Raw genomic sequence first — 21,827 nt, 5'->3', positions numbered from 1 at the left:
CCGATGAGGGTGTGCATGAGCCGCAGCGAAAGCCAGCAGGAGGCTGGGCGCGATCCGGCCCCGGGTGGGTTGATGTGGCCGACCGCGCCGGGGGGGGAGACGCCGGAGGTCCCCTTCGAGGTCCGGCTCATCCGATTCGCAAAGCGGGCGACGGTCGTCGGCGTTGTCGTCTCGCTGCTGATCCACCTGACGGCCTGGCTCATCGCCATGCACCTGCGAGTCGAGCACAACTCGCGGGGCGGAGCGGCGGGAGGTGCATCGGTTGTCGACTTCGCCGTGATGACGGACGTCGAGTTGGCGCAGTTGACCGACGAAGCCCTCTCGCTCGAATCGCCCGTCGTCCCGGAGGTCACGCTGCCCGATACGGCGACTGTTGATCTCCTCGACGCGCCCCCGGACATCGACCTCAGCGGCGCGATGCACGAACTCGCCGAGACCGGCTCGCTCACCGGAGCGGGCGACCTCGGCAGCGGACCGGGCATGGGCGAGGGCGGCGGCGGTGCGGGCGGAGCTGGTTTCTTCGGCGCGGAAGCGACCGGTTCGCGCTTCGTCTACATCGTGGACACCTCCGGGTCGATGAGTTTCGGCGGCAGGATCGAGCGGCTCCGGGACGAACTTACCAAGTCGATCGACGGGCTGATGGAGAACACGCACTACCTGCCCATCACGTTCTCGACCGGGGCGATCCCGCTCGGCGGCGAAGTCCGCTGGCTCCAGGCCAACGAGCGAAACAAACGATCGTCACGGCGCGAGGTGATGGCCATCCAGTCCGGCGGCGGCACGAACCCCGCGCCCGCGTTCCACCTCGCCTTTCAACTCCGTCCGAGGCCGGACGCCATCTTCTTCATGACGGACGGCGAGTTTCCCGATCAGGTTGCGGGCGAGATCGAACGCCTGAATGCCGAGCACCGGGTGCCGATCCACTCCATCTGCTTCATGTCCCGCGAGGCGGAGGCGCTCATGCGGCGGATCGCGCGCGAGTCCGGCGGGACGTACACCTTCGTGCCGGGAGGCGGGCCGTGATTCCCATCGGCGTGCTCGCGACGATCGCGGTCGTCGTCTCGCCGTGGGCGGACGAGCCTGCATTGACGCTGCGCGGTCGAGAGATGCCGCCGCCCGGCGTGATCGTTGCGGTTTCGTCGGACGGCGTCGCGGTGCGGGATGGTGGCGCCGCGCCGGTCGTCGTGCCATGGGACAAGGTGCTCGTCGTGCGCGGCGAGCACGCCGCGGTCGCTGAGGCGTACATGCCGATGGCGAATCGGGCGTGGAGGGCCAGGGCACGCCTCGAACACGGCGACGTCCCCGCTGCTGAGCCGCTCTTCGAGGAACTCTTCGAATCGATGCACGACAACCGGGGGCCGACGGGCGAGCGCATCGCCTTCGGCCTGCTCCGGTGCCGCCTCGCGCGCAACGCACAATCGCTCGCGATTGTTCCGTGGGTGTCGTTCCTCCGCGCGCGTGAGGCGAGCGGTGTTCCTGCCGTGCGTGACGACGCGAACATCGACGGCGTCCTCGACGGCGAGACGGGCCTTGTCCCGGACCTGCCGCCGGTGTGGGTGCCGGGTCCCGCGGTGCGCGTGCTGGCGACGGGAGGTGCTCTGACTGCTCGCACGCCGTACTCGACCCGCGCGGAGGCTTACGCCGCGCTCTACCTCCACGCCGCACGCGCAACATCGGGCGTCGAATCCACGTTGCCCATCGTCACGTCGCGCGAGCCTGGTGTTGAGTTCGTGGCGCGGATTGTCAGTGCGACGACGGCGACGGACGGTGCGGCCCGCGAAGCCGCACGCTCGGCGCTCGCGCCGTCGCTGGACGCGGGTGCGCCTCCGTGGCAGCAGGCGTGGGCGCGGCTCGCCCGAGGCCGCTCGTTGCTGATGGAGGCCGACGACGGGGCGCGCCGGCTCGGCGTTGTCGAGCTGCTCACCGTTCCCGCCTCGTTCGAGAGAGAACTGCCCTACCTCGCGGGAATCGCCCTCGCCGACGCATCCGTTGCCCTCGAATCGCTGGGCGACCCTGGCGGTGCAGCGCGGCTCCGCGCGGAACTGCTCACGAGATTCGCCGGCCATCCCGCGTGCGAGTGGGACGCGATCCGGCGACACGGCGAGGCAACACCCGAGCAGGCAGCTGCCGATTCGCTTCCGCATTCAACGGAGACCGCAAGACGATGATCCTCACGACGATCGTGCCCGGTGTTCTTACGCTGGCCCAGAACGCGGCGACGGACAAGTCGCTGATGGACTACATCTCGCAGGGGCGGCAGGTCGGGTTCCTCATCATCGCGCTTTCGTTCGTTGCGGTGGTGCTCATCATCGCGCAGGTCGTTCGCCTGCGGATGAAGCACCTCGCTCCCGCTGTTCACGTCGCGCGGCTGCACGAGATGCTGCGAGCGAACGACACAGAAGGCACGATCGCCTACTGCACGGCCGAGGAGAACGCGTCGTTCCTGACCCGCGTCTTCGGGTCCGCCCTGCTCCGGTGCCGTCGCTCCGCGTTCGGATTCCTCGAACTGCGTTCCGCGCTGGAAGAGGCCGGCCAGCAGGAAGTCTCGAAACTCCAGCGTTCGACCGAGTCGATCGGCCTGATCGCGACGGTCGCGCCGATGCTCGGGCTGCTGGGCACCGTGGTCGGCATGGTCGGCGCGTTCGACACGCTGAGCACCAGCGAAGGCGTGGCCAGACCGGACGAACTGGCGGGCGACATTTCGGTCGCTCTCATTACGACGGTCATGGGGCTGATCGTGGCGATCCCGTGCACCGCCGCGTACGCGTGGCTGCGCAACCGGATCGACGCGATGGCCCAGGAGATCGCCCGGATCATCGACGACCTGGCATCACACCTGGAGAGCGCCGGGGCATCCGCTCCCGGCTCGCCGGGCGGCTCGCAAGCCGGTGCGAAACCGGCGCCGCGACCGCGTACGGGGGTCGGCACGGCATGAATCTGTCGCCGAGAACAGGCCGCAAGCAGCGAGGCTTCGATCTGACGCCCATGATCGACGTCGTGCTGCAGCTCATCATCTTCTTCCTCTTCACGTCCCAGTTTTCGCAACTCATCCGCTCGCCGATCGACCTGCCGGAGCAGCCGGGTGAGAAGGACGCGGCCGTCGGCTCCGGCCTGGTCGTCGTTGACGTCCGACAGGATGGAACCGTCCTCATCGCGAACGAGCCGGTGTTGCTCGACGGCGCGGTGCGCATCGTGCAGGCCGAGATCGGCAAGCGCGGAGGCGACGCGGCTTCCCTCGAACTCCTGATTCGCGCCGACCGCGCGGCCCGCGCCGCGACTGTGAACGACCTCGTGGACAGGCTGGCAGCGCTGGGCGTGCGCCGCTGGCAGGTGGGCACCGCGGACGTGCCGGGGGGCCGGCCATGAGGCTCACTCGACGGACCGAGCGTGAAGGCGAGGAAATCGGCCGCCTCCCGATGACAACCATGATTGACGTCGTCTTCCTGCTCCTCATTTTCTTCATGGTGACGACGACGTTCACCAAGCGAGAGTCGCAGGTCGGCAGCGCGCTGGCCGCCGAGCGCCGCGGCGGCGCGGCCGCGGACCTCCAGCCGCAGATCGTCCGCGTCGAGATGGCCGGGGCGGTCCCGGTCTTCCGCATCGGGCAGCACGTGCTGACGGAACGAGGCCAGCTCGTCGCCGTGCTGCGAGAACTTCCCAAGGACGGGGGCGTCTTCATCCGCGTGTCGGGAGACGTCCCCTGGGACGCGGCGGCGGTGGCGTTGCAGGCCGGTGTTGACGCGGGATTCACGAAACGGACGTATGTACCGGCGAACTGAAACCATCACCGCGATCCTGCTGGCGTTTATCGCGATCTTCGCGGGCGATGCCGCCGCGCAGACCGATCCGGCTTCGGAAGACGCGGTCGAGCGCTACCTCGCCGAGCGAGGGCTGACCGACCTGCTCGCGGTGAGGTTACAGGAACGGCTCGACGCGGCGCTCGGCGACGAGCGAGTCGCCATCGCAGAGAGGCTCGGGTCGCTCTACGTGCGGCTTCTCACGGATGCCGCGACGCCGGAGCAGCGCGCACGGGCGGAGACGCTCAGCCGCGAGCTGCTCCGAAAAGTGCCGGAATCCGAGTCGTTTGAACTCCGCATCAACCTGGCCAAGGCGTCGTACCTGAAAGGCGAGGAACTGGCGGAGCTGCACCGGCTTCGCATCGCCGGCCCCGAGGAACGGAGCGAAGCAGAGCGCGTCCTGCGGTCCGTGCTCCCCATCTTCGAGGACGTCGGATCGAACGTTCACCGGCGGGTCGAGTCGTTCGAACGGCGCGAGCAGCGCGGCAGCGATCCCGACCCGCAGTCGCTCAAGGAGCAGCTCGCAGAGGCACGCCGGCTGCGCTCGCTCGCCATGTACTACACCGGCTGGTCGAGGTACTACCTCGCGCTCGTCAGCGGGGATGCCCGCCTCGCCGAGCAGGCGAAGCGGGACTTCGGTTGGCTGCTCAACGCGCCGGGCAACCGCGAGCCGACCGTCGAGCGGCTCCCCGGTCCGCTGCTTCGGTTCGAGCATGTGGCCCGTGCCGCGATGGGTGTAGCGTTGGCCGCTTCCGTGCGGGGCAACGACGTCGAGGCCGTGCGCTGGCTCGACGTGCTGGTCGAGTCGCCCGAGGTGCCCGAGTCCGTCCGGCGACAACTCTTCACCCGGCGCATCGCCGTTCTCGGCGCGGCCCGCCGTTGGGCTGACCTCGACCTGATGATTTCTCGCGCCCGACGAGCGGCGGACGGAAAGGATACTCACCTCGAAACCGCGGACGCGCGCCTGCTGGCAGTCGTTGTGCTCGAGGCGCTCGACGACCCGAAGGCGCGCGGCGTCGCCGGGCGGGATCGGCTCCTTGAAACGCTGGCCCAGACCGCCCTCGGCGACCTGGTCGCTCGCGGCGAGGTCGGGCACGTGATCGACCTCGTGGGCCGCTATGGGACCGCGCCGATCGGCAACGAGGGGTTCATCGTGCAGTTCGTGCGAGGGCTGAGGGCATACGAGCGGGCGCGCGAAAGCCACGGCAAGACAGGCGAGGACGGCGAGGCGCCGACGGCCGACGAGGCGGTGGCGAACCGCTACCGCGAGGCCGCGCGGGCGATGCTGCTCGGCGTCGAGGCGGCGGACGCGGGCAAGTTCCCGAAGGAGCGAGCGCGGGCGGCATTGCTCCGTGGACTGTCGCTCTACTACGCCGGTGAGCCGGAGGCGGCCGCGGATGCCTACGAGGTTGCGGTGTCGCTCGCCCCGGGCGAGGACGAGCGCCAAGAGGCGTTGTGGTACGCGATCGTCGCGCTTGATCGAGCCGTGGAGGGCGGACGTCTCTCGCTCGTGCCGCGGCGCGACCGGCTCGCGGGCGTCTTCCTGCAGTCGTTTCCGAAGACCGAGCGTGCGGCGCGGCTGCTGCTGAGGCGCGTCGAGGGGGGGTTGCTCGACGACGTCGAAGCGATCGAGGTGCTGCTCGCGGTGCCGCGCGAGTCAGCCCTGTACGACGTCGCACGCAGGCACGCTGCCCGGCTGCTGTACACGCAGTGCCGGATCGCACGCCCCGCCGACCGCGGCGCGATGGCTGCCAGGTTCGCGTCGGTCGCGGAAGAGTTGATCGAGCGAGACCGCTGGACGGTGATGAACGGCACGCCGGTCGAGGCGGGAGAGGCAGCGGACTTCGTCGTGCTCCGCGTCCGGCAGATGCTCGACGTGCTGATGTCGGCGGCGGCGCCCGACGTTCGACGCGCCGAGCGTGCGTTGGCGGCGCTCGAAGAGGTTCGCGCGTACCTGGGACTCAATCTCGACGCGCTCGAGGAGGAGATCGAGTACCGCAAACTCCAGATCGCGCTCGTCCATCGTGATCGTCCGAAGATCGATGCCGCCTCGCGGCGACTCCAGGAGATCGGCGGTCGCTTCGCCGAGGCCGCGGACCGGCTCGTGTACCGCGTCGCCCTCGAACAGCGACGGTCCAATCCCGACGACGCCTTCGCCGCGAGGGAGGTCGTGCGCACCGGCTCACGCATCCTGGCTGGGTTCGAGCCGCTGGAGTCGTCGATCTCGAACCAGCAGGTCGCGTCGTTGATGGAGGCGATCGCGGATGCCGCGGATGCGTTGTGGCGGCTCGAGCGAGACGAGGCGGCGCGCGGCGCGGCGCTGCGGTTGGACGCGAGGCTGATCGATCTCGGCAGGCACACCGCGCGCTCCCTGCGTCGCTACTCACGCCTGAGCGAGGAAGCGGGCGATGCGGAGGCGGCTCTCGAAGGCTGGCGCACGCTCCTGGCGGGCCTTGCGCAGGGTAGCGACGAGTGGTTCGAGGCGCGATACGAATCGCTCCGGTTGCTCGCGGCCGTGGATGCGCCGCGTGCCCGCCTCGTGCTCGATCAGCACAAGGCGCTCTTTCCGCAGTTCGGCCCGGAGCCGTGGGGAGCAAGGCTGCGCGAACTCGACGCCGCGATGCAGGCGACGCCACCCACCGTGCCGAACGGGGGGGGGACGCCGTGAGCGCGGTGCCCCATGCTTCCGGCGTTTCGCTGATCGCCCGCTTTCTCGGCGAGGACGCGGCCAGGGGGGGGCCGTTCGCGCTGCTCGGGTTGCGACCGGGCGCAGCGGACGATGCGGTCGTCATCGCTGCGCTCGAAAGGCGTCTTGCGGCGCTGGCCGCGCACCGCCAGAGCGAGACGCCGGAGGCGGACGAGGTGCGGCTGGCGCTGCACGCTGCCGCGGCGCAGTTGCTCGACCCTGCCGTTCGTGTCCATCTGGCACGGCGCTGGGGGGGTGAGGCTGCGGCGCAGCAGGCCGCCCTCGCCGCGCCTGCCTCGGAAGCCGGGCGCGGTGTTCTGTTGGAGCACGACGCGCTGCTCACGCTCGCCCGCTACGGCGGCTGGAACCGGCGATCGTTGCGCCGGCTCATGTTGCTGGCACGTGCCCGCGAGGCATCGCCGGACGAACTGATCGGAGCGTTGCGACGCCTCAGCAGCCGCAGTTCATCGGATGCTCGAAGCGCGCCGCGTCCCGCGTCCCTGCCATCGGATCCCGGCGAGACCGCTCGGGTTCCCGTGCGGTTTTCCGGCCTGCCCAGGCCGCTCGCCGATGAGCCGCCACGCCCTGCCGATCCACGCCCACCCGAGATGGTCCGACCCGAAGAGGACGATCCCGCGAAGCGCATTCTGCGCCGCGGCGCGTTCGTGGTCGTCGGGGGCTTTGTTGCGCTCGCGGTGATCGGCTCGATCGCAGCCATCATCCTGACCGCGCCCCGAACCCCGGCCGAGCCTGCACCAGCACCCCCCCCCTCGACGCGAACGGCAGCAGAACCGGCACGGGTCGAGCCGTTCCCACTCAGACCCGGCGGCGCAAAGGAGGCCGCGCCACGCACCGCCGGCGTTCCGTCGGCGACGGAGCTGAACGCCGCTTTGCGCGGACTGGAGGTCGCCGCCGACGGGCTGACGCTCGACCTCACGGAGGCGCTGGCGGTCTTTCGCTCGTCGGTGCAGGACGTCGCTGCCAACTGGTGCCTGCTCACGCCCGATCGGCAGCGAGCGGCGACCAACTCGGTCGTGGAGTTCATGCACGCCGCGTCGGGCACGCCCCCCGTCGCGTCCGCGGCGGCAGAAGCGATCGCGTCGGGGTCGTTGGTCATGCGTGACGGGTCCGCGCCGACCGCCGATGGTGTGTGGCCTGCGGTGTGGTCGGCCGGCGTGCTGGTGCGACTGCGCGGCGAGGGCGCGCTGGGCGCGACCGCATTGCGCGTCATCGAAGACTCGCTCATTCAGTCGATCGGGGGCGCTGCACCGGCATCCGGGCGCACGTTCGAGGCTGGTGCGGTCGCCGCGCTGGGGTTGATGCCGCGGCGGTTCGTGCTGGGCGAGCGTCCGGGGCGAGAAGCGGAACTGGAGCGATGGAAGCGCTGGACGCGGGCCGTCGAGGCCGCCGCGGCCGAGCAGCCCGCGCGACGGACCGAGTTGCTGCTCGCAGGTCTGGATGCGTTGGTTCTCGCGGGGCCGGAACCGGACGAAGACGCCGCGATCGCCGACGCGATGGTCGAACTGACGCTCGCGCTCACCTGGCGGCGCGGCGATCGTTCTCGCGCGTGGCTTGCGCAGGCGTTCGGCAACCCGCGCGTCTCGAACGCCGACCTGCACGTCATCACGACCGCGCTCGCGACGCGGTCGAATGCCGAGGGCGTCGATCCGCTGATGTCGCTGCCGGCGCGTTCGATCGATGCCCAGCGCCGGGAACTGCTGCGCAGGTACGAGACCGCTTGGGGGTTGCCGACCGCTGCTCAGCGCGACGATCTCGCGGACGCCTGGCTCCGCGAACTGCGCCGCATCGTGCGCGATGCGGAGCGTGATCGCGCGCCGTTCGAGCACCTCGCCCGCGCGGTGGTCGCGGCCCGATTGAACGCGGCCGCCGCGCTGCGGTGGGCCGGCGGCCTGGACGCTGCCGCTGTCCTCATCGACCGGCTTGACGCTCCCGTCAAGGACGCGATGGAAACGGCGCGCGGCAGCGTCGGCGATCAGGCGGTCGTCTCGCCGGGGAGGTACGACGGCGCATGGGCTGTCCGTTACATCTCAGCCCAGCGCGACGCTGACGCTCGGGTTGCCCTCCTCCGTGAACTTGCCGGGGGCTCACTCCTGGACCCGATCAGCGGCGAGGTGGTGGCGCAGGAGGCGGTGCGCGGCTCGCCGGCACAGGTCCGCCTGGCTGCGCGCGACGCCCTGCTCACGCTGCGGCTGAACGCATCGGCCGTCAAGGGTCTGCTCGAGCAGGCGCCGACCATGCCGCGCACGATCCAGAACGCAGAACTGGTCGCGGAGATGACAGGCACGACAGTCGTTTCCATCCGCGATCCGGAATGGAAGCTCAAGACGCGGCGTATGCTGGTCGAGCGGTTGATGGAGCTGCTCGCGGCCGAGGGGGAGGTCGGGCGGGTCGATCGCCTTGCCCCGCTGCTCGCCGAAACGTACGCGGGCATGGTACCGTCCGCGCTCGCGTCATCATCGTCCGACGGCACGCCCACTTCGGCCGACGAGAGCGCTGCCCGCGTGCGCGCGCAGTGGCAACGACTCGCCGCTGAACTCTCGGCAGGGCGATCGGGCGTCGTGCGGGCGGAGGAGATCGAGCGTCGCCGCACGGCGAGGCTGGCCGTTGCCGGCGGGCCTGTGCAGCGATTCGCCGTCGAGCAGCTGGCGATCGCGGAACTGCTCTCTGCGGTGATCGCGGTGGAGAGACCCGAGCGAGCCGCCGAGGCCGCGGGCGTGCTCGCCGAGCTGGGGAACTCGCGCCGTGCCTCCACGCACATCCTGCACCAGATCGCCGCGACCGAACTGGCGATCGGCCGCCTGTGGGCGATCCGCTTCGGAGAGGAACGGCCGTGAGCATCCTCCTCGCAGCAACGCTGGCCGTCACGGTCGCCCTGGCGCAGCCGGAGCAGGCGTTGCCTCTCGCCACGCTGCCGATCCCGCGGCTCGAAGAGCGCCTCGCCGCGCTGTCGCCCTCCGACCCGCGCGGCTATCTGCTGCTCGCGGAGGAGGTTGCTTACGAAGCGGACGACCCGGCGCAGGTCGAACTGGCTCGCACGCTCTACGCCCTCGCCTTCGAGCACGACCGTCGCCGCAACTGGTCGGCCGGAGTCGGAGCCAGCGCGTGCATGGGCTTGGCGGCGATCGCGCGTGTGGATTCCGAGCAGCGGTGGCTTGCGGCGATGGCGAGCAGGCTCGACCGGCGTTACGCCATGCCGGAGTGGATGCGCGGGCGCGACGAGGTGCTGCGCTCGGAGATCGCGCTCGCGGCCGCGGAGGCGATGGGCGAGGCCCGCGCCGGGCAGGGCATCCGCGCACGGGAACTCCTGCGAAAGTCCGGCGTGCGTGAGGCCCTCGAACGCTACGGACGGCTTGTCGGCCTCGGCGGTGCGGGCAGCGTGCTCTGGAACACGGAGCGCTATGCCGCGGCATGGCCATGCCCGGAGTGCCGCAACGAGCGGGCTGTCTTCGTACCGGGAACGGACCCGCCGAGTTACCGGTTGTGCGCGACCTGCCGCGGCGACCCGGGCCCGCAGATGTCCGCCGCGGAGTTCATCGACCAGTTGCGGCTTGAATCCCGCCTCTTGGAGGGAGTTCACCGCTCGTGGGCCGCGCAGTTGGCCGTGGATGGCGGTGCGCCGTTGCGTGACCTCGATCCCGAGACCTTCGCGGCTTCGCTCGGCGTCGATCCCGAGCGGTGCCTGTGGCGCGGCGGGGGATGGGTGAAGCCGGACGCGGAGTAGCGCTTTCCCCGGGCTACACTCGTTTCAGCCTGGGTTGCACGATCCCCGATCGCAAACGGAGATACCCGATGTCCGACTCGACCGCGCCTTCAACCGGCTTGACGCAGGCCTCGCCGGCGAAGCCGACCATCACCTTCGAAGATTTCGCGCGTCTTGACTTGCGCGTCGCGCGCGTCATCGAGGCCGAGCCGCACCCGAACGCGGATCGCCTCCTCAAACTCCGGGTCGATGACGGCTCCGGGACGACGCGGCAGATCTGCGCCGGAGTTCGCGAGCACTACAAGCCGGAGGAACTTGTCGGCCGGTGCATCGTGATCGTCGCGAACCTCGCGCCCCGGACCATCCGCGGCGAGGAATCGCGCGGGATGCTGCTGGCGGCCAGCGAGCCGGGCGAGGGTGATTCACGCCGTGTCGTGGTGCTGTCGCCGTCGGCGGAGGTTGCGCCCGGTTCGGTCGTTTCCTGACGTTTGGTTCAGCGGCGCCCGCCGCGAGGCTCGTTCGGCCGCTCAGGCGAGCGCTTCGCACGCTCGACAGCCTGCTCGACGGCGCGGTCGATGAACGCTTCGCGCTCGGCGTGCTGCCGGGTGAGCTCCGCTCGCAGTTCTTCGATGCGCCGGCTCAAGGAAACAATCTCGTGCTCGCGCCGCTTGATGCGGGCATCGAACTGGGCCTCGAGCGCGCCCCGCAACGACGCGGACGCGGCCCGGAGCGCGGCCTCGTCGCCCCCGCCCAGCACGGCCCGGTGAACGTCACGCAGCGCATCGGCCACGAGCAGGCCGCTCCGGGTCTCCGCGACCATGAGGTCCGCCAACGCTGGGTCGTGCTCGCGGGCCACGCGGATCTCCGCCACGCGACCGGCCAGGCGGCGCACCGTCCGCTCGACGAGCCAAGGCTCGGAATCGTGCACCTCGCGCAGCCGCCGTGCGATCGGCGGCACGGCCGAATCGAGAAACGCCATGACCTCTTCGTCGGTTGCCGGGGGGGGGATGTCGCCCGCCAGCGGCTCCTGCTCGAACGGGCGTCCACGCGGCCACTCCCCCCGCATCGGCACGCCCGGCTCGGCGATCGGCGGCGGCACCTCGCCACGGTCCAGCGCGTCGAGCGCGGCGATCAGTCGCTGCTCCAACTGCCGGGTCTCGTCCAGTCGCCGCTGGATGCGCTCGCGCATTCCCTCGCGGTCAGGCTGGCGCAGCGCGGGGCGGTCTTCGCGCGGCGGGCGCTCGGGCTGTGCGGCCGAGGGGAGCGAAAGCCCCGCTATCGCGGCAATCATCGCCATGGCGTGGTATCGAGTCACAGCGAATCCTCCAGGTCGTCCCAGTCGTCCGTGTCCGGTTGCGAGAGCCGGTCGGCGTCCGTCGAAACGACGCCGAGGCGTGTGCCGAAGCCGTCGTCGAAGAGGTCATCCAAGGCGAGCCACGTCTCGAGCGCCGCAGCCGTCACGTTCGCCGTCGGCGCCGGGGAAGGTCCGCCCCGGTTCAGCGTCGAGATGATGCCGATCGTCCCCGCCAGCAGCACTGCCGCCGCGGCGAGCCGAAGTCCCAGCCCCCACCCGATCCGCGGGCGCGATGTGCCGCCTGAGCGCAGGAAGGCGTGCGAAGCGCGGTACACGTTCGATTCGAGCGAGGTGGGAGCGGCCTCGCGATCCGACGCGGCGAGCCGGTCGAGCGCTGTGTTGATCCGGTCGAACTCGTCGTTGAGCTGTGCGTTCATCGCGTCGTCTCCGCATCACCTGTACGTTCGGCATCTTCGATCATCGACCGCAGTTTGCGCAGCGCGCGGTGGTGGCGGGCCAGGAGCGTGCCCATCGGTTCGCCCAGCAGGTCCGCGATCTGGCGGAAACTCAGCCCGCCGTGGTGCCGCAGCTCGACCACTTCCCGGTCGGCGTCGGACAGGCTCGACATCGCCTCCCGCAGCGCGGTGAGCGAGGTCTCCTCGCTCGTGCGGCCCCGGTTCTCCGCGGCTCGATCCACGGCCGCCGCGACCGTCGCCGGATCGGCCGGCGTCGCCTGACGTGCGATCCGGCGCATCTCGTCTCGCGCCCGGTTCACGGCCACTCGGAAGAGCCACGATTCGAAGCGGCCCCGCTCCGTGTACCCCCCCCGTGAGAGTTTGCTGGCGACTGTAACAAACACGGACTGCGTGACCTCCTCGGCCAGGTCGGGACGCCGACACCGGCTGTGGACCAGGGCGAAGACCCGCCTGGCGTACAGGTCCACGATCTCGCGCCAGGCGTCCGCATCGCCGCGCGATGCCGCGTCCAGAACCTCGGCCAGCCGCCCGTCGTCAGGGGCGATACCCGGCGCCGGGTCCGTTCGCTCCATGGCGGGAGGCATGCCGTCCGCAGAACGCCCCAGTCCGGTGAGGATTGCCCGGTTCCCGGCGGCTGGCCGACTGGAGGGGTAGGCTGGGGGGATGTCCGCCATTGTGTACACCGTTACCGCGACACTCCCGGACCGGCCGACCGCCGAACGCTACGTCGATTGGCTCAGGGACGGGCATATCGACGCCGTTGTCGCGGCCGGGGCACACAGCGCGATGATTGTTCGGGTCACGGACCCACCCGATCCGATTCGGGTCGAGACCCGGTATGTCTTCCCGACGCGGGAGGCCTTCGATGATTATCTCGCTTACCACGCCCCCGCGCTGCGGGCTGACGGAGCCAAGCGGTTCGGCCCGGAAACCGGGGTCCGATTCGTTCGGACGGTGGGGGAGGCCGTGTAGGGGGTGCTGTGGGGTCTGGGGCGGGCGATCAGGCACAGCCATCCTGTCGTAGACTCCCCGTGGTCATCCGATGCGGCCTCGCGGTTCGGAGACGGCCGGGTGGGCAGGGGAAGAGGGTGAACCACCGGGAGCGAATCCGGATTGGACCCGAGGAGCGATGAGCAACTGCTGGAGGCGTATCGCTCGGGCGAGTCGGACGCCTTTCGGACCCTGATCGAACGCCACCACGACGACCTGCTGCGTTTTCTGGTCCGCCTGACCGGCGATCGGGCCGCGGCGGACGACGTTTTCCAGGAGACCTTTCTCCAGATTCACCTCTCCGCCGACTCCTTCGACGTCGAGCGTCGTTTCCGTCCCTGGTTATTCACGATCGCGGCGAACAAGGCCCGTGACCACCTGCGTAGGAAGGGACGCCGGCAGGAGATGGAACTGTCGGCCCCCGTCGGAAGGGCGGGGGGCGGCGACGAGCACGGGGGGGTTCAGTTCGTCGATCTGATGGAGATCGACGTGCCCGCTCCGGACGCCGCCGCAGACGCGAGCGAACGCGACAGGCTGGTGCAGCGTGCGTTGGACGAACTGCCCCTGCCGCTGCGGGAGATTCTGCTCTTGGCCTACTTCCAGCGGCTCAGCTACGCCCAGATCGCCGAGGATCTCGGCATCCCGCTCGGGACGGTGAAGTCCCGCCTGCACGCGGCGGTCGCGGCGTTCGCCCGGAAGTGGAAGGCCTCGCAGAACGGGGACGATCGGTGATGGACACACGAACCCCATCGGCCATGGGCGAACACGCACCGGCATTGAGCGCGGCCGATGCCGCTGCGCTCGACGCGCTGGTCGCAGCGGGATTTGACCCGGGTTCTGTCACCGAACCGCACCGGGCGCGCGCCCAACGAATCGCCTCGCTCCTCGGCTTGTTGAACAATGCGCCGATCGGACGATCCGGCAGGCTCGTCGATCTGGCGTTCGCCGGTGCACTCGGCCTCGAACCGAGCCTGTGCGCCGAAGACGCGGCTGCTCTCGACGCCTGGCTGGAGTCCGGCGGCCACGCCGCAAGCGTGCCCGAGGCACTGCGAGCGCGGGCCGAACGCCACGGTGCGCTTGCGGGGGCCGTGTGCGAGTGCGACCCAGGCGACCGCGACTCCCTCGTCGATCGCACACTTGCGCTCGTGCAGGCGTCGATTGATCGTGACTCCGAAAGCCTCGTCTTTGAAAGGGCAGCGGGGCGGCGGGTCCGTTTCGCCGACCTGGTTTCTGTCGCCGCAGTGCTGCTGATCGGTGCTTCGGTCGTCTGGCCCATTCTCTCCTCTGTTCGCGATCAGGCCCGGCGCATCGCCTGCGCTGCCAACCTTCACGGCGCTGCCAACGCCATGAGCGGCTACGCCAGCCTGAATCAGAACGCCCTGCCCATGGTCACGGCCTCCTACGGCGGGGGCACGTGGTGGAACGTCGGCAAAGGCCCCGACCGCTCCAACTCCGCCAATCTCTACACACTCGCCCGCGAAAAGTACATCTCGCTCGCAAGCCTGGCCTGCCCCGGCAATCCGAACGCAGCAACCGTGCCTGCCAGTCCGGAAGACCGCGACTGGCGGACCCTCGACGAGGTGTCGTACTCCTACCGCGTCATCTCCGTGCCGCAGGCGCCGCGCTGGGGCGATTCGACCCGCGTCCTTGTGATGGCGGATCGCTCTCCGGTCGTGCAGCGGGCTGTCAGGGGTGAGCGACCGAACCCGGTGGCCTCGACGCCGAACCACGGCGGGAGGGGCCAGCACCTCCTGTTCAACGATGGGGGGGTCGAATGGCACGCCAGCCCAGTCCTTCCCAACGGCGACAACATCTGGTTCCCGAGGTCGCTGGAACGGGTGCTGCACCAGTTGTCCGGCGGCCGACTGACCGGCCGGGAACTGCCGGACGGTCCTGATGATGCGTTCGTCGGACCCTGATGACGGGGCCGGTGGTGCCTCGTCTCTCATACTCGGGGCCTGCTGCGCTCGGCCCGCCGCGAAACTTGCTGTTCCAGAGCGCTCGGCCTAGCCTTCCCGCCCCCGGAGAGCCGGGCAAGGGTTGGAGCGCGGTCCCATGCCGAAGAACAAGAGCCACAAGGGCCTGCTGAAGCGGATCAGGATTTCGAAGACGGGCAAAGCCCGCCACCGCTCCGCCTACCACAAGCACCTCTCGTCGGGCAAGAGCGGCAAGCGGCTCCGCCAGCTCCGCAAGGACCGCTACATGGCCGGACCCGACGCCAAGCGGCTTGAGAAACTGCTCTTCCGCCGACTGCGCGGGCGCAACCAGCCCCGCAGCGCGATCCGGCGTTCTCCCTCGCCCGAGCAGCGAGCGGCCGCGCAGGCCGAGGCCGCAGCCGCCTCGAGGGAATGATGAAGCGAACCGCGGGGCGATGAACGCCCCGGAGACGATGCCCGCCGGGCCGAAGCCAGCCGCCGTCGGCTGCCCCGTCGGACGCGAAGGAGACGACCGATGCCACGCGCAACCAAGGGCGCAGCCCGCAACCGCGCACGCAAGCGCATCTTCCGCCAGGCGCGGGGGTACTACGGCACGCGCAAGAACCACTTCTACCTGGCGCGCGACGCTGTCCGTCGTGCGGGCGTGTACGCCTACCGCGACCGACGCGCCCGCAAGCGCGACCTGCGCTCGCTCTGGATCACGCGCATCACCGCGGCCTGCCGGATGCGAGGTACGCGCTACAGCCGGTTCATGAACGGCCTGCGTCTCGCGGGCATCACGCTCAACCGCAAGATGCTCAGCCAACTCGCGATCGACGAACCGAAGGCCTTCGACGGACTCGTCCAGACCGCCGAGAAGGCCACGCGGGCGCAGCCGGCCAACGCCTGAACCGAAGACGGCGGGCCGGCCCTCGCTCGGGAAGGATGTGGCATGGACGGATGGTGGCTCGCCGACGCTTGGCAGCACAGCCCCGTCTACCTTGTCTCGTGGGTTTTCTGGCTCATCTTCTCGATCACGCTGCACGAACTTGGGCACGGGTGGGCGGCGATCCGTTGCGGCGATCGCACACCCATCGAACTCGGACACATGACGTGGAACCCGACCGTCCACATCGGGACGCCGGGCCTGATCGCGTTCTTCCTGTTCGGGATCGCCTGGGGCGCGATGCCCGTGAACCCGAGCCGCTTCCGCGGGCGATACGACGACCTGATCGTCTCCGCCGCGGGACCGGCGATGAACGTCGGCCTGTCGCTGGTGTGCGGCCTCGCGCTCGGGCTATGGATCGCTCTCGCGGGCGGGTGGGCGAGCGACCACGTCTCGATCAGATCGATCACGCTGTACGGCAATGTACAGTCGTTTCTTTCGCTCGGCTGCGCGTTGAACGCGGCGCTTGTCGTGCTCAACCTGCTGCCCATTCCGCCGCTCGACGGATCGCGGATGCTCGCAAGCGTGTATGCCCCCTACGAGCGGCTTATCTCACGCGACAATGCAACTGTCGTCGGGCTGATTCTCTTCGCGATGGTTTTCTTCTACGGCGGTGGTGTGCTCTGGGCCATCGGCTGGGGTGCCACGGACTTTCTGAGCGAAGGCGTGCTGCGCCTGATCGCGCCGCGGTATTTCGAGATGAACTGACGGCGATGCGTTGAATGATCGGCCTGAGGGGTCACGCCGAGCGGGGCTTGGCGATCGGGTCGCGAGGCCGGAGGTTGGCCACGAAGGCCGCCGCGGCCATCACCGCCGTCAGCAGGCCGTTGCGCATGGCGATCGGCGTCCAGTCTTCGACTGGCAGGGCTGCCCCGATCCCGCACCCGCAGGGCACGGGCACGGGGGGCGGCCAGAACACGAGCGAGGTAGCGTAGAGCGACATGGCCCCCATGAGCACCGCGACGGCGAGCGCACCGAGAGCGATCCGCCTGCCGCGATCGGTCACGAGGCACCATGCCGCGACGACTCCGACGACGATCTCCGCGCCCGACACGCCCCACGCCGCCGCTCCGGCCAGCGACTCGGGGATCAGGTCGTGCTTGAGCAGCAGGTCGGAGAAATGCCGCAGTTCGGCGAAGTGCCGGAAGCCCGAGACGAGAAAGATGACCGCCCCGGCTGCCACCAGCAGAGCGGCCACCGTCTTGCGCACGCGAGAAAAATCGGTCACGGCGTCGGCCCCTCACACGCCCTTGCGGCGACGGACGATCTCGAAACCCGCGAGAACCACGAGCGTCACTCCCGCCAGCACCAGCGGCCAGCGGTACGCGCGCAGGTCGTCGCCCGAGTAGGGCTTGACCTTGGTCTGATCGGGCGGGTTCCACGTCCCGTCCTCGTTGCGGGTGAAGCCGGCCGCGATTGCCTGTCGTTTCGTCTCAACGATCACGCGGTTGTCGATCGCTGTGCTCTCAACGGCGGACCGCTCGAACAATGCTGGATTCCCGTTGGCGTGGAACTCGACGTGCGTGAGGACGGGGCGGGGCACACTCTGCGTCTCCGACCCCCACGACATCGCCAGCGGGAACCCCGGCGGACTCTCGGGCGAGTACAGGAACTCGGATTCGCGCCGATCCTTCGGGTCTTCTCGCCAGCGTCGTACAGGCGTGCCTGTCGGGTCGATCTCGACGCCGCTCGGCGCGAGGCTCTCGAGCCCGGGCTGCGAGTACCACACCAGCCAGGCGCCGCTGGACGTCCGCTCAAGCGAGGTGATGGCCTGAGGGTTTGCTCGCAGAAAGTCGAGGTACCCGATCGGAATGTAGTCGGCGATACCGAGTCCGCCGAGGCTCTCCCCTGAAGCCCAATCGACCAACTGTGGCGATTCCCCCTGACTTCTATACGACTTGCCACTCGGATCCCGTCCGATTACGGATTTCCAGGACGCAAAGAACCACGCGCGAGATTGGGCGTCAAAGCCGACCGTAGTCCGGCCGTAGACTGTTTGGGAGGTTGGCTCGTACACAGCGATCACGCTTCCGCGATTCGGCAGGGCTTGCTCGACAACCGCCGCGAACTCGCGGAGTAACAAAGGAGAAACCTTGCCGGGTTCCTCCTGGCCGCACGCGGAGTTCACCAGAGCGGCGGCGAGGGCTCCCGCAGCCACGTTCAGCCAAGATTCTCTACTCATCACTGAGGAGCCTGGTTGTCTTTGCACGAGTTTTCGCACCTCATGACCGTGAGTTGCAGTGGCCAGCAATCAACGTTCATCCCGCCCGGATCGTACGCCCAGCAGCAGTTGCCGTCCGCAAGCTGCCCGATCATCTCGGCATCAGGGTGAGGCGGCTCGTCGCAGGGCGCGATGATGAACACGCCGCTGCCGCCGAGCGTGTACGTGCAGCACAGCGCGTAGCGGGAACCCGGCCGGCGGACCTTTGCCACCGGATCGCTCGATGGTGCGTTGCCGGACCCCGCCTCGCACACGGTGGCAAAGTCGCCGGTACACGCGCCGTTCGGTCCCTGTCCATCCAGGGGCCAGTCGTAGGTGTACCGGCAGCAGACCGGCGCCATCTGCGCCATCATTCCGACCCCCGCCAACAGCAGGCTTGCTATTCCTATCGCTCGATGTGACCCTCTCATCTCGATCTCCTCTCTGACACAGGTGTCACCAACGGTCCATCCCTCTCACTCCAAACCACGTCGAGTACACGGGCATCCCGATCTCGTTCTCCACGTACGGAGGAAGCCCGTTGTGAAAATCCAGGTACGTTCCCGCGCTCGCGGACCCATCCGCGAAAGCCGCGGGGAACACCCACAGGTCCATGCAACAGAACTGCGTGCCTCCCTCTTCGGGGATCGGGCTGCCGTTGTGCACCTTGAACAGCAGCCCCTTGGACGACGGGAACAGCACCTGCTCCGCCCGCACGGGCGAAGTTCTCTGCTGCTCGACCGGGACTGTGTGCCCGGGGCGCATCAGCGCTGCGTCGTAGACCATGCACATCGAGAGCGCGATCGACGGGTACTTGCCGCGCCGATGCACGTCCGGGTCGATCTCGCTCTCCGACTCGAAGTGACCGGCCTTGAGAACGGCCTCACCCCACGACTGGGCCGCGAACCAGGGGTCGGTGTTGGCCAGCGGAAACACCCCGTCGTAGTCCGTGCAGTACATCGCCACCGTCGCGGCGTGCGAGCGGAGCAGCGCCATATCGCGCGTCAGACGGCTCTGCGAGATCGACCCCGCCAGCGCGGGCATCATCAGCCCCGCGAGGATCGCCGCGATCCCGATCACCACCATCAACTCGACAAGCGAAAACCCGCGCGACCGCGAGGCGCGAACGGCCACAGGCGAGCATGTTCCGCCACTCTTCGTCCTCAAACCGCGGCTCCCATCGTCCAAACCAGGGAAGCACGCCCCTCCGTAACCGTCCGACACACTCTACCCGACGTCCCCCCTCGGACGCAAGCCCCCCTCCACTCCGGATCGGGTTTGCCCGTCTTGCCAGGTCCACTAGCATCGCTCGTGAAGAAAACACTCGCTTGGCTGCTGATCCTTGTGGGGGGAGGGATTGTCCTCGTCGGGATCGGGACTGCCCTCCGAGAACTCGGCTCGCTGTACGCAGACATGACGACCGACCCTCTCGGCCAACCCGAGGGGCGCGAGGAGGCGGTCGTCCCCGCCATGTTTCGGGGTGTCCTGATCGGGGTCGCCGGCGCCCCGCTCCTCCTGGCCGGCTCGTTCATGCTCATCACGGCACGAATCCGGGCGCGGCACGGCCGATCCGTGTCGCGCATCGACCGCTGGAACTCGCGCCCTCCCGCCTGACCGGAGCCGACGCCCGTGACGCTCGACCCGAGCCGATTCGACGCACTTACGTTCGACTGCTACGGCACGCTCGTCGATTGGGAGCGCGGACTGCTCGCCGCACTGAACGCCCTGCTCAACCGGCACGGCGTCCGCTCTCCCGGCGACGACGCCCTGCTCAGCCTGTACGCCGAGTTGGAGTCCGAGGCGCAGCGGGGCCGGTACCGTCGATATCGCGAAGTGCTCGCGGAGGTGTGCCGACGGATCGCCGATCGAATCGGCATCACGCTTGCTACCGGCGAAGACGGCTTGCTCGCGGAGTCCATCCGCGACTGGCCTGCCTTCGCGGACACGCTCCAGGCGCTGCGCGACCTCAAACGACGCTACCGGCTGGCCGTGCTGTCGAACATCGACCGCGACCTGTTCGCCCTGTCCGCCCCGAAACTGGGCGTCGAACTCGATGCCCTCATCACCGCGGAGGACGTGCGGTCGTACAAGCCGGGACATGCCCACTTCCGTCGCGGACTCGAAGTCCTCGGCCTGCCATGCGAGCGTGTGCTGCACGTCGCCCAGAGCCGATACCATGACATCGCGCCGGCCCGCTCCCTGGGCTTTGTGACTGTCTGGGTGAACCGCCAGGCAGGCCGGCACGGCGCGACGATGCCGAGCCACGCGCAGGCCGATATCGAAGTCCCAGACCTCGCCACCCTCGTGTCCATCCTGCACGGCGGAAGTCTCGCGCCGCGTTCTCCCCCAGGTCCACTACCCACGATTCTGCTGTAGACTTCCCCCATGCCCCTGACTCGCGACCAGATCGCCGCCCGCGCCGCCCGTGAACTGCGGGACGGCTACATCGTGAACCTTGGCATCGGCATGCCGACGCTCGTGGCGAACCACATACCGCCGGGGGTGGACGTATGGCTCCAATCCGAGAACGGCCTGCTCGGGATCGGCCCGTTCCCGACCGAGGCCGAGGTGGATGCGGACCTCATCAACGCCGGCAAACAGACCATCACGGCCCGCACCGGGGCGAGCTCGTTCTCCTCGTCGGATTCGTTCGCCATGATCCGCGGAGGGCACGTGGACATGTGCATCCTGGGCGCCATGGAGGTCAGCCAGGAGGGCGACATCGCCAACTGGATGATCCCCGGCAAGATGGTCAAAGGCATGGGCGGCGCGATGGACCTGGTCGCAGGCGTCCGCCGCGTCATCGTGATGATGGAGCACTGCAACAAGAAGGGTGAGAGCAAGATCCTGCCCGCGTGCACGCTCCCCTTGACGGGTCGCCGCTGCGTGGACATGGTCATTTCCGACCTGTGTGTCCTGCGGATGGACTACGACCGGCGCCGGTTCGTCCTGACGGAACTCGCCAAGGGAGTCACGAAGGACGAGGTGATCGCCAAGACCGCGGCTGAGATCGTCGCCGGTGGCGATCCCGTATCGATCGCGGTCTGAGCTGCAACAGTCCGGGTGTAGCGGCGTTCAGTCCTCACCGGCCGGTTCGTGGTCGCTCTCGAGCGGAGGTCGGCTCCGTCCCAGCGCGGTGTCGATCGCCTTGCCGAGTTCGGCGGCGAAATCGACTTCCGTGACGTCCCCGGACACGCCCGCTTCGTCCGCCTTCGCTCGGGCGTTGGCGATGAAGGCACGGAGCTCGTCGGGGGTGACCTTCTTGGGTTCCTTGAGGTGATAGTCTGCGCGTCCCGTGCCGATCGAGACGTTCGATTGATCGCGCGGCGCGCTGATGGGTTCGATCGTCGGCCCGATTGCGCTCTCAGGGATGGACTTCTCATAGACGCCGCGGGCGAAGCGCCGAAGCGTGATCCGGGCCTCCTGCTTTTCCTCTTCCGAAAGCGTCGAGGGCTGGACGTAGCCTTCGTACATGGCCGCCACAATCGCTGCCGGGATGATCGGGCTTCTTGAGACCTCCTCGACGACCGAGACCAGGTCGCGGGCTGAAACGGTGCCCGCCTCGAACTCTGCGGTCAGCGAGTCGATGTGCGCGATCATGCCCTGCTTCTGCTCGTCGGGCAGGCCTGTCTTCTCGATCAGCGCGGCAAACGCCTTGCGAGAGCCTTCCGCTGCCCAGCCACGCCAGCTGAGCGCGAACCAGAACCCGGCCGCCATCGCCAGCACAACGATCACCAGCAGGGCCGCGCACCCCACCTTGATCACCCCGCGCCGGTGAACCCTTGAAATGCTCGGCATGTC

At 69.1% G+C, this 21,827-nt stretch carries 25 protein-coding genes and 1 pseudogene; 18 read left to right on the top strand and 8 right to left on the bottom strand.

From position 1 onward, the window contains the following. Window positions 1-15: 15 nt before the first annotated feature. The 9 genes from FBT69_12425 to metG are packed head-to-tail and all read left to right on the top strand — an operon-like array spanning window position 16 to window position 10,689. A complete protein-coding gene (locus tag FBT69_12425; GenBank protein MDL1905597.1) occupies window positions 16-1,023 on the top strand; it encodes a hypothetical protein in 1,008 nt (335 codons plus the stop codon). Then, window positions 1,020-2,168 carry a hypothetical protein gene (locus FBT69_12420; protein MDL1905596.1) on the top strand — a complete coding sequence of 383 codons (1,149 nt, stop codon included), beginning with the start codon at window positions 1,020-1,022 and terminating at the stop codon, window positions 2,166-2,168. Before FBT69_12425 ends, FBT69_12420 begins: the two co-directional genes overlap by 4 nt. Continuing rightward, the gene (locus FBT69_12415) at window positions 2,165-2,935 is read left to right on the top strand and encodes a MotA/TolQ/ExbB proton channel family protein (GenBank protein ID MDL1905595.1); all 771 of its coding nucleotides are present in this window, start codon (window positions 2,165-2,167) and stop codon (window positions 2,933-2,935) included. Before FBT69_12420 ends, FBT69_12415 begins: the two co-directional genes overlap by 4 nt. Next, window positions 2,932-3,366 carry a hypothetical protein gene (locus FBT69_12410; protein ID MDL1905594.1) on the top strand — a complete coding sequence of 145 codons (435 nt, stop codon included), beginning with the start codon at window positions 2,932-2,934 and terminating at the stop codon, window positions 3,364-3,366. Before FBT69_12415 ends, FBT69_12410 begins: the two co-directional genes overlap by 4 nt. After that, window positions 3,363-3,779: a biopolymer transporter ExbD gene (locus FBT69_12405; protein MDL1905593.1), complete on the top strand. Its 417-nt coding sequence runs from the start codon at window positions 3,363-3,365 to the stop codon at window positions 3,777-3,779. Before FBT69_12410 ends, FBT69_12405 begins: the two co-directional genes overlap by 4 nt. Then, on the top strand, window positions 3,763-6,465 hold the full coding sequence (locus tag FBT69_12400) for a hypothetical protein (GenBank protein ID MDL1905592.1): 2,703 nt from the start codon (window positions 3,763-3,765) through the stop codon (window positions 6,463-6,465). The genes FBT69_12405 and FBT69_12400 overlap by 17 nt, the downstream gene beginning before the upstream one ends. Continuing rightward, window positions 6,462-9,338, top strand: a complete 2,877-nt coding sequence (locus FBT69_12395) for a hypothetical protein (protein ID MDL1905591.1) — start codon at window positions 6,462-6,464, stop codon at window positions 9,336-9,338. The genes FBT69_12400 and FBT69_12395 overlap by 4 nt, the downstream gene beginning before the upstream one ends. Then, window positions 9,335-10,225, top strand: a complete 891-nt coding sequence (locus FBT69_12390; GenBank protein ID MDL1905590.1) for a hypothetical protein — start codon at window positions 9,335-9,337, stop codon at window positions 10,223-10,225. The genes FBT69_12395 and FBT69_12390 overlap by 4 nt, the downstream gene beginning before the upstream one ends. After that, window positions 10,201-10,689, top strand: coding sequence for a methionine--tRNA ligase subunit beta (gene metG / locus FBT69_12385; GenBank protein MDL1905589.1), 489 nt, complete (start codon window positions 10,201-10,203; stop codon window positions 10,687-10,689). The genes FBT69_12390 and metG overlap by 25 nt, the downstream gene beginning before the upstream one ends. 354 nt (window positions 10,690-11,043) lie before the next feature. On the opposite strand, the pseudogene FBT69_12380 reads toward metG, so the two are convergent. The 3 genes and pseudogenes from FBT69_12380 to FBT69_12370 form a co-directional block, all read right to left on the bottom strand. Beyond that, window positions 11,044-11,349: pseudogene (locus tag FBT69_12380) on the bottom strand (hypothetical protein). Window positions 11,350-11,515: 166 nt separating this feature from the next. Further along, on the bottom strand, window positions 11,516-11,935 hold the full coding sequence (locus tag FBT69_12375) for a hypothetical protein (GenBank protein ID MDL1905588.1): 420 nt from the start codon (window positions 11,933-11,935) through the stop codon (window positions 11,516-11,518). After that, window positions 11,932-12,648 (bottom strand): sigma-70 family RNA polymerase sigma factor, encoded by a 717-nt coding sequence (locus tag FBT69_12370; GenBank protein ID MDL1905587.1) that lies wholly within the window; start codon window positions 12,646-12,648, stop codon window positions 11,932-11,934. Before FBT69_12370 ends, FBT69_12375 begins: the two co-directional genes overlap by 4 nt. On the opposite strand from FBT69_12370, the gene FBT69_12365 reads away from it, so the two are divergent. The 6 genes from FBT69_12365 (at window position 12,638) to FBT69_12340 (ending at window position 16,534) form a co-directional block, all read left to right on the top strand. Further along, window positions 12,638-12,946 carry a DUF4286 family protein gene (locus tag FBT69_12365; protein MDL1905586.1) on the top strand — a complete coding sequence of 103 codons (309 nt, stop codon included), beginning with the start codon at window positions 12,638-12,640 and terminating at the stop codon, window positions 12,944-12,946. The genes FBT69_12370 and FBT69_12365 overlap by 11 nt on opposite strands. A gap of 141 nt (window positions 12,947-13,087) precedes the next feature. Then, on the top strand, window positions 13,088-13,696 hold the full coding sequence (locus tag FBT69_12360) for an RNA polymerase sigma factor (GenBank protein ID MDL1905585.1): 609 nt from the start codon (window positions 13,088-13,090) through the stop codon (window positions 13,694-13,696). Next, the gene (locus FBT69_12355; GenBank protein ID MDL1905584.1) at window positions 13,696-14,883 is read left to right on the top strand and encodes a hypothetical protein; all 1,188 of its coding nucleotides are present in this window, start codon (window positions 13,696-13,698) and stop codon (window positions 14,881-14,883) included. Before FBT69_12360 ends, FBT69_12355 begins: the two co-directional genes overlap by 1 nt. A gap of 136 nt (window positions 14,884-15,019) precedes the next feature. Next, the gene (gene rpmI, locus FBT69_12350; GenBank protein ID MDL1905583.1) at window positions 15,020-15,316 is read left to right on the top strand and encodes a 50S ribosomal protein L35; all 297 of its coding nucleotides are present in this window, start codon (window positions 15,020-15,022) and stop codon (window positions 15,314-15,316) included. Between the two features lie 99 nt (window positions 15,317-15,415). Then, a complete protein-coding gene (gene rplT, locus FBT69_12345; GenBank protein MDL1905582.1) occupies window positions 15,416-15,790 on the top strand; it encodes a 50S ribosomal protein L20 in 375 nt (124 codons plus the stop codon). A 42-nt stretch (window positions 15,791-15,832) separates the two neighbouring features. Continuing rightward, window positions 15,833-16,534 (top strand): site-2 protease family protein, encoded by a 702-nt coding sequence (locus tag FBT69_12340; protein ID MDL1905581.1) that lies wholly within the window; start codon window positions 15,833-15,835, stop codon window positions 16,532-16,534. Between the two features lie 31 nt (window positions 16,535-16,565). On the opposite strand, the gene FBT69_12335 is transcribed toward FBT69_12340, so the two are convergent. The 4 genes from FBT69_12335 to FBT69_12320 form a co-directional block, all read right to left on the bottom strand. Next, the gene (locus tag FBT69_12335) at window positions 16,566-17,054 is read right to left on the bottom strand and encodes a hypothetical protein (GenBank protein ID MDL1905580.1); all 489 of its coding nucleotides are present in this window, start codon (window positions 17,052-17,054) and stop codon (window positions 16,566-16,568) included. Window positions 17,055-17,066: 12 nt separating this feature from the next. After that, window positions 17,067-17,693, bottom strand: a complete 627-nt coding sequence (locus FBT69_12330) for a hypothetical protein (GenBank protein ID MDL1905579.1) — start codon at window positions 17,691-17,693, stop codon at window positions 17,067-17,069. Between the two features lie 314 nt (window positions 17,694-18,007). After that, window positions 18,008-18,457 carry a hypothetical protein gene (locus FBT69_12325; protein ID MDL1905578.1) on the bottom strand — a complete coding sequence of 150 codons (450 nt, stop codon included), beginning with the start codon at window positions 18,455-18,457 and terminating at the stop codon, window positions 18,008-18,010. A 25-nt stretch (window positions 18,458-18,482) separates the two neighbouring features. Further along, complete coding sequence (locus FBT69_12320; GenBank protein MDL1905577.1) at window positions 18,483-19,250, bottom strand: prepilin-type N-terminal cleavage/methylation domain-containing protein; 768 nt, start codon at window positions 19,248-19,250, stop codon at window positions 18,483-18,485. Between the two features lie 87 nt (window positions 19,251-19,337). On the opposite strand from FBT69_12320, the gene FBT69_12315 reads away from it, so the two are divergent. From FBT69_12315 to FBT69_12305, 3 genes are read left to right on the top strand one after another with little or no spacing between them, the layout of a single operon-like run. Then, window positions 19,338-19,640 (top strand): hypothetical protein, encoded by a 303-nt coding sequence (locus tag FBT69_12315; protein MDL1905576.1) that lies wholly within the window; start codon window positions 19,338-19,340, stop codon window positions 19,638-19,640. 15 nt (window positions 19,641-19,655) lie between these two features. Continuing rightward, on the top strand, window positions 19,656-20,402 hold the full coding sequence (locus FBT69_12310) for a haloacid dehalogenase type II (protein MDL1905575.1): 747 nt from the start codon (window positions 19,656-19,658) through the stop codon (window positions 20,400-20,402). Between the two features lie 9 nt (window positions 20,403-20,411). Continuing rightward, a complete protein-coding gene (locus FBT69_12305; protein MDL1905574.1) occupies window positions 20,412-21,074 on the top strand; it encodes a CoA transferase subunit B in 663 nt (220 codons plus the stop codon). 27 nt (window positions 21,075-21,101) lie between these two features. On the opposite strand, the gene FBT69_12300 is transcribed toward FBT69_12305, so the two are convergent. Continuing rightward, window positions 21,102-21,824: a hypothetical protein gene (locus tag FBT69_12300; GenBank protein ID MDL1905573.1), complete on the bottom strand. Its 723-nt coding sequence runs from the start codon at window positions 21,822-21,824 to the stop codon at window positions 21,102-21,104. Between the last annotated feature and the right edge of the window lie 3 nt (window positions 21,825-21,827).

This window comes from Synechococcales cyanobacterium CNB (genome assembly GCA_030263455.1).
Classification (GTDB): domain Bacteria; phylum Planctomycetota; class Phycisphaerae; order Phycisphaerales; family UBA1924; genus CAADGN01.
The sequence above is the reverse complement of the archived record's forward strand: the minus strand, read 5'-3'. Positions and strand labels throughout refer to the sequence as shown.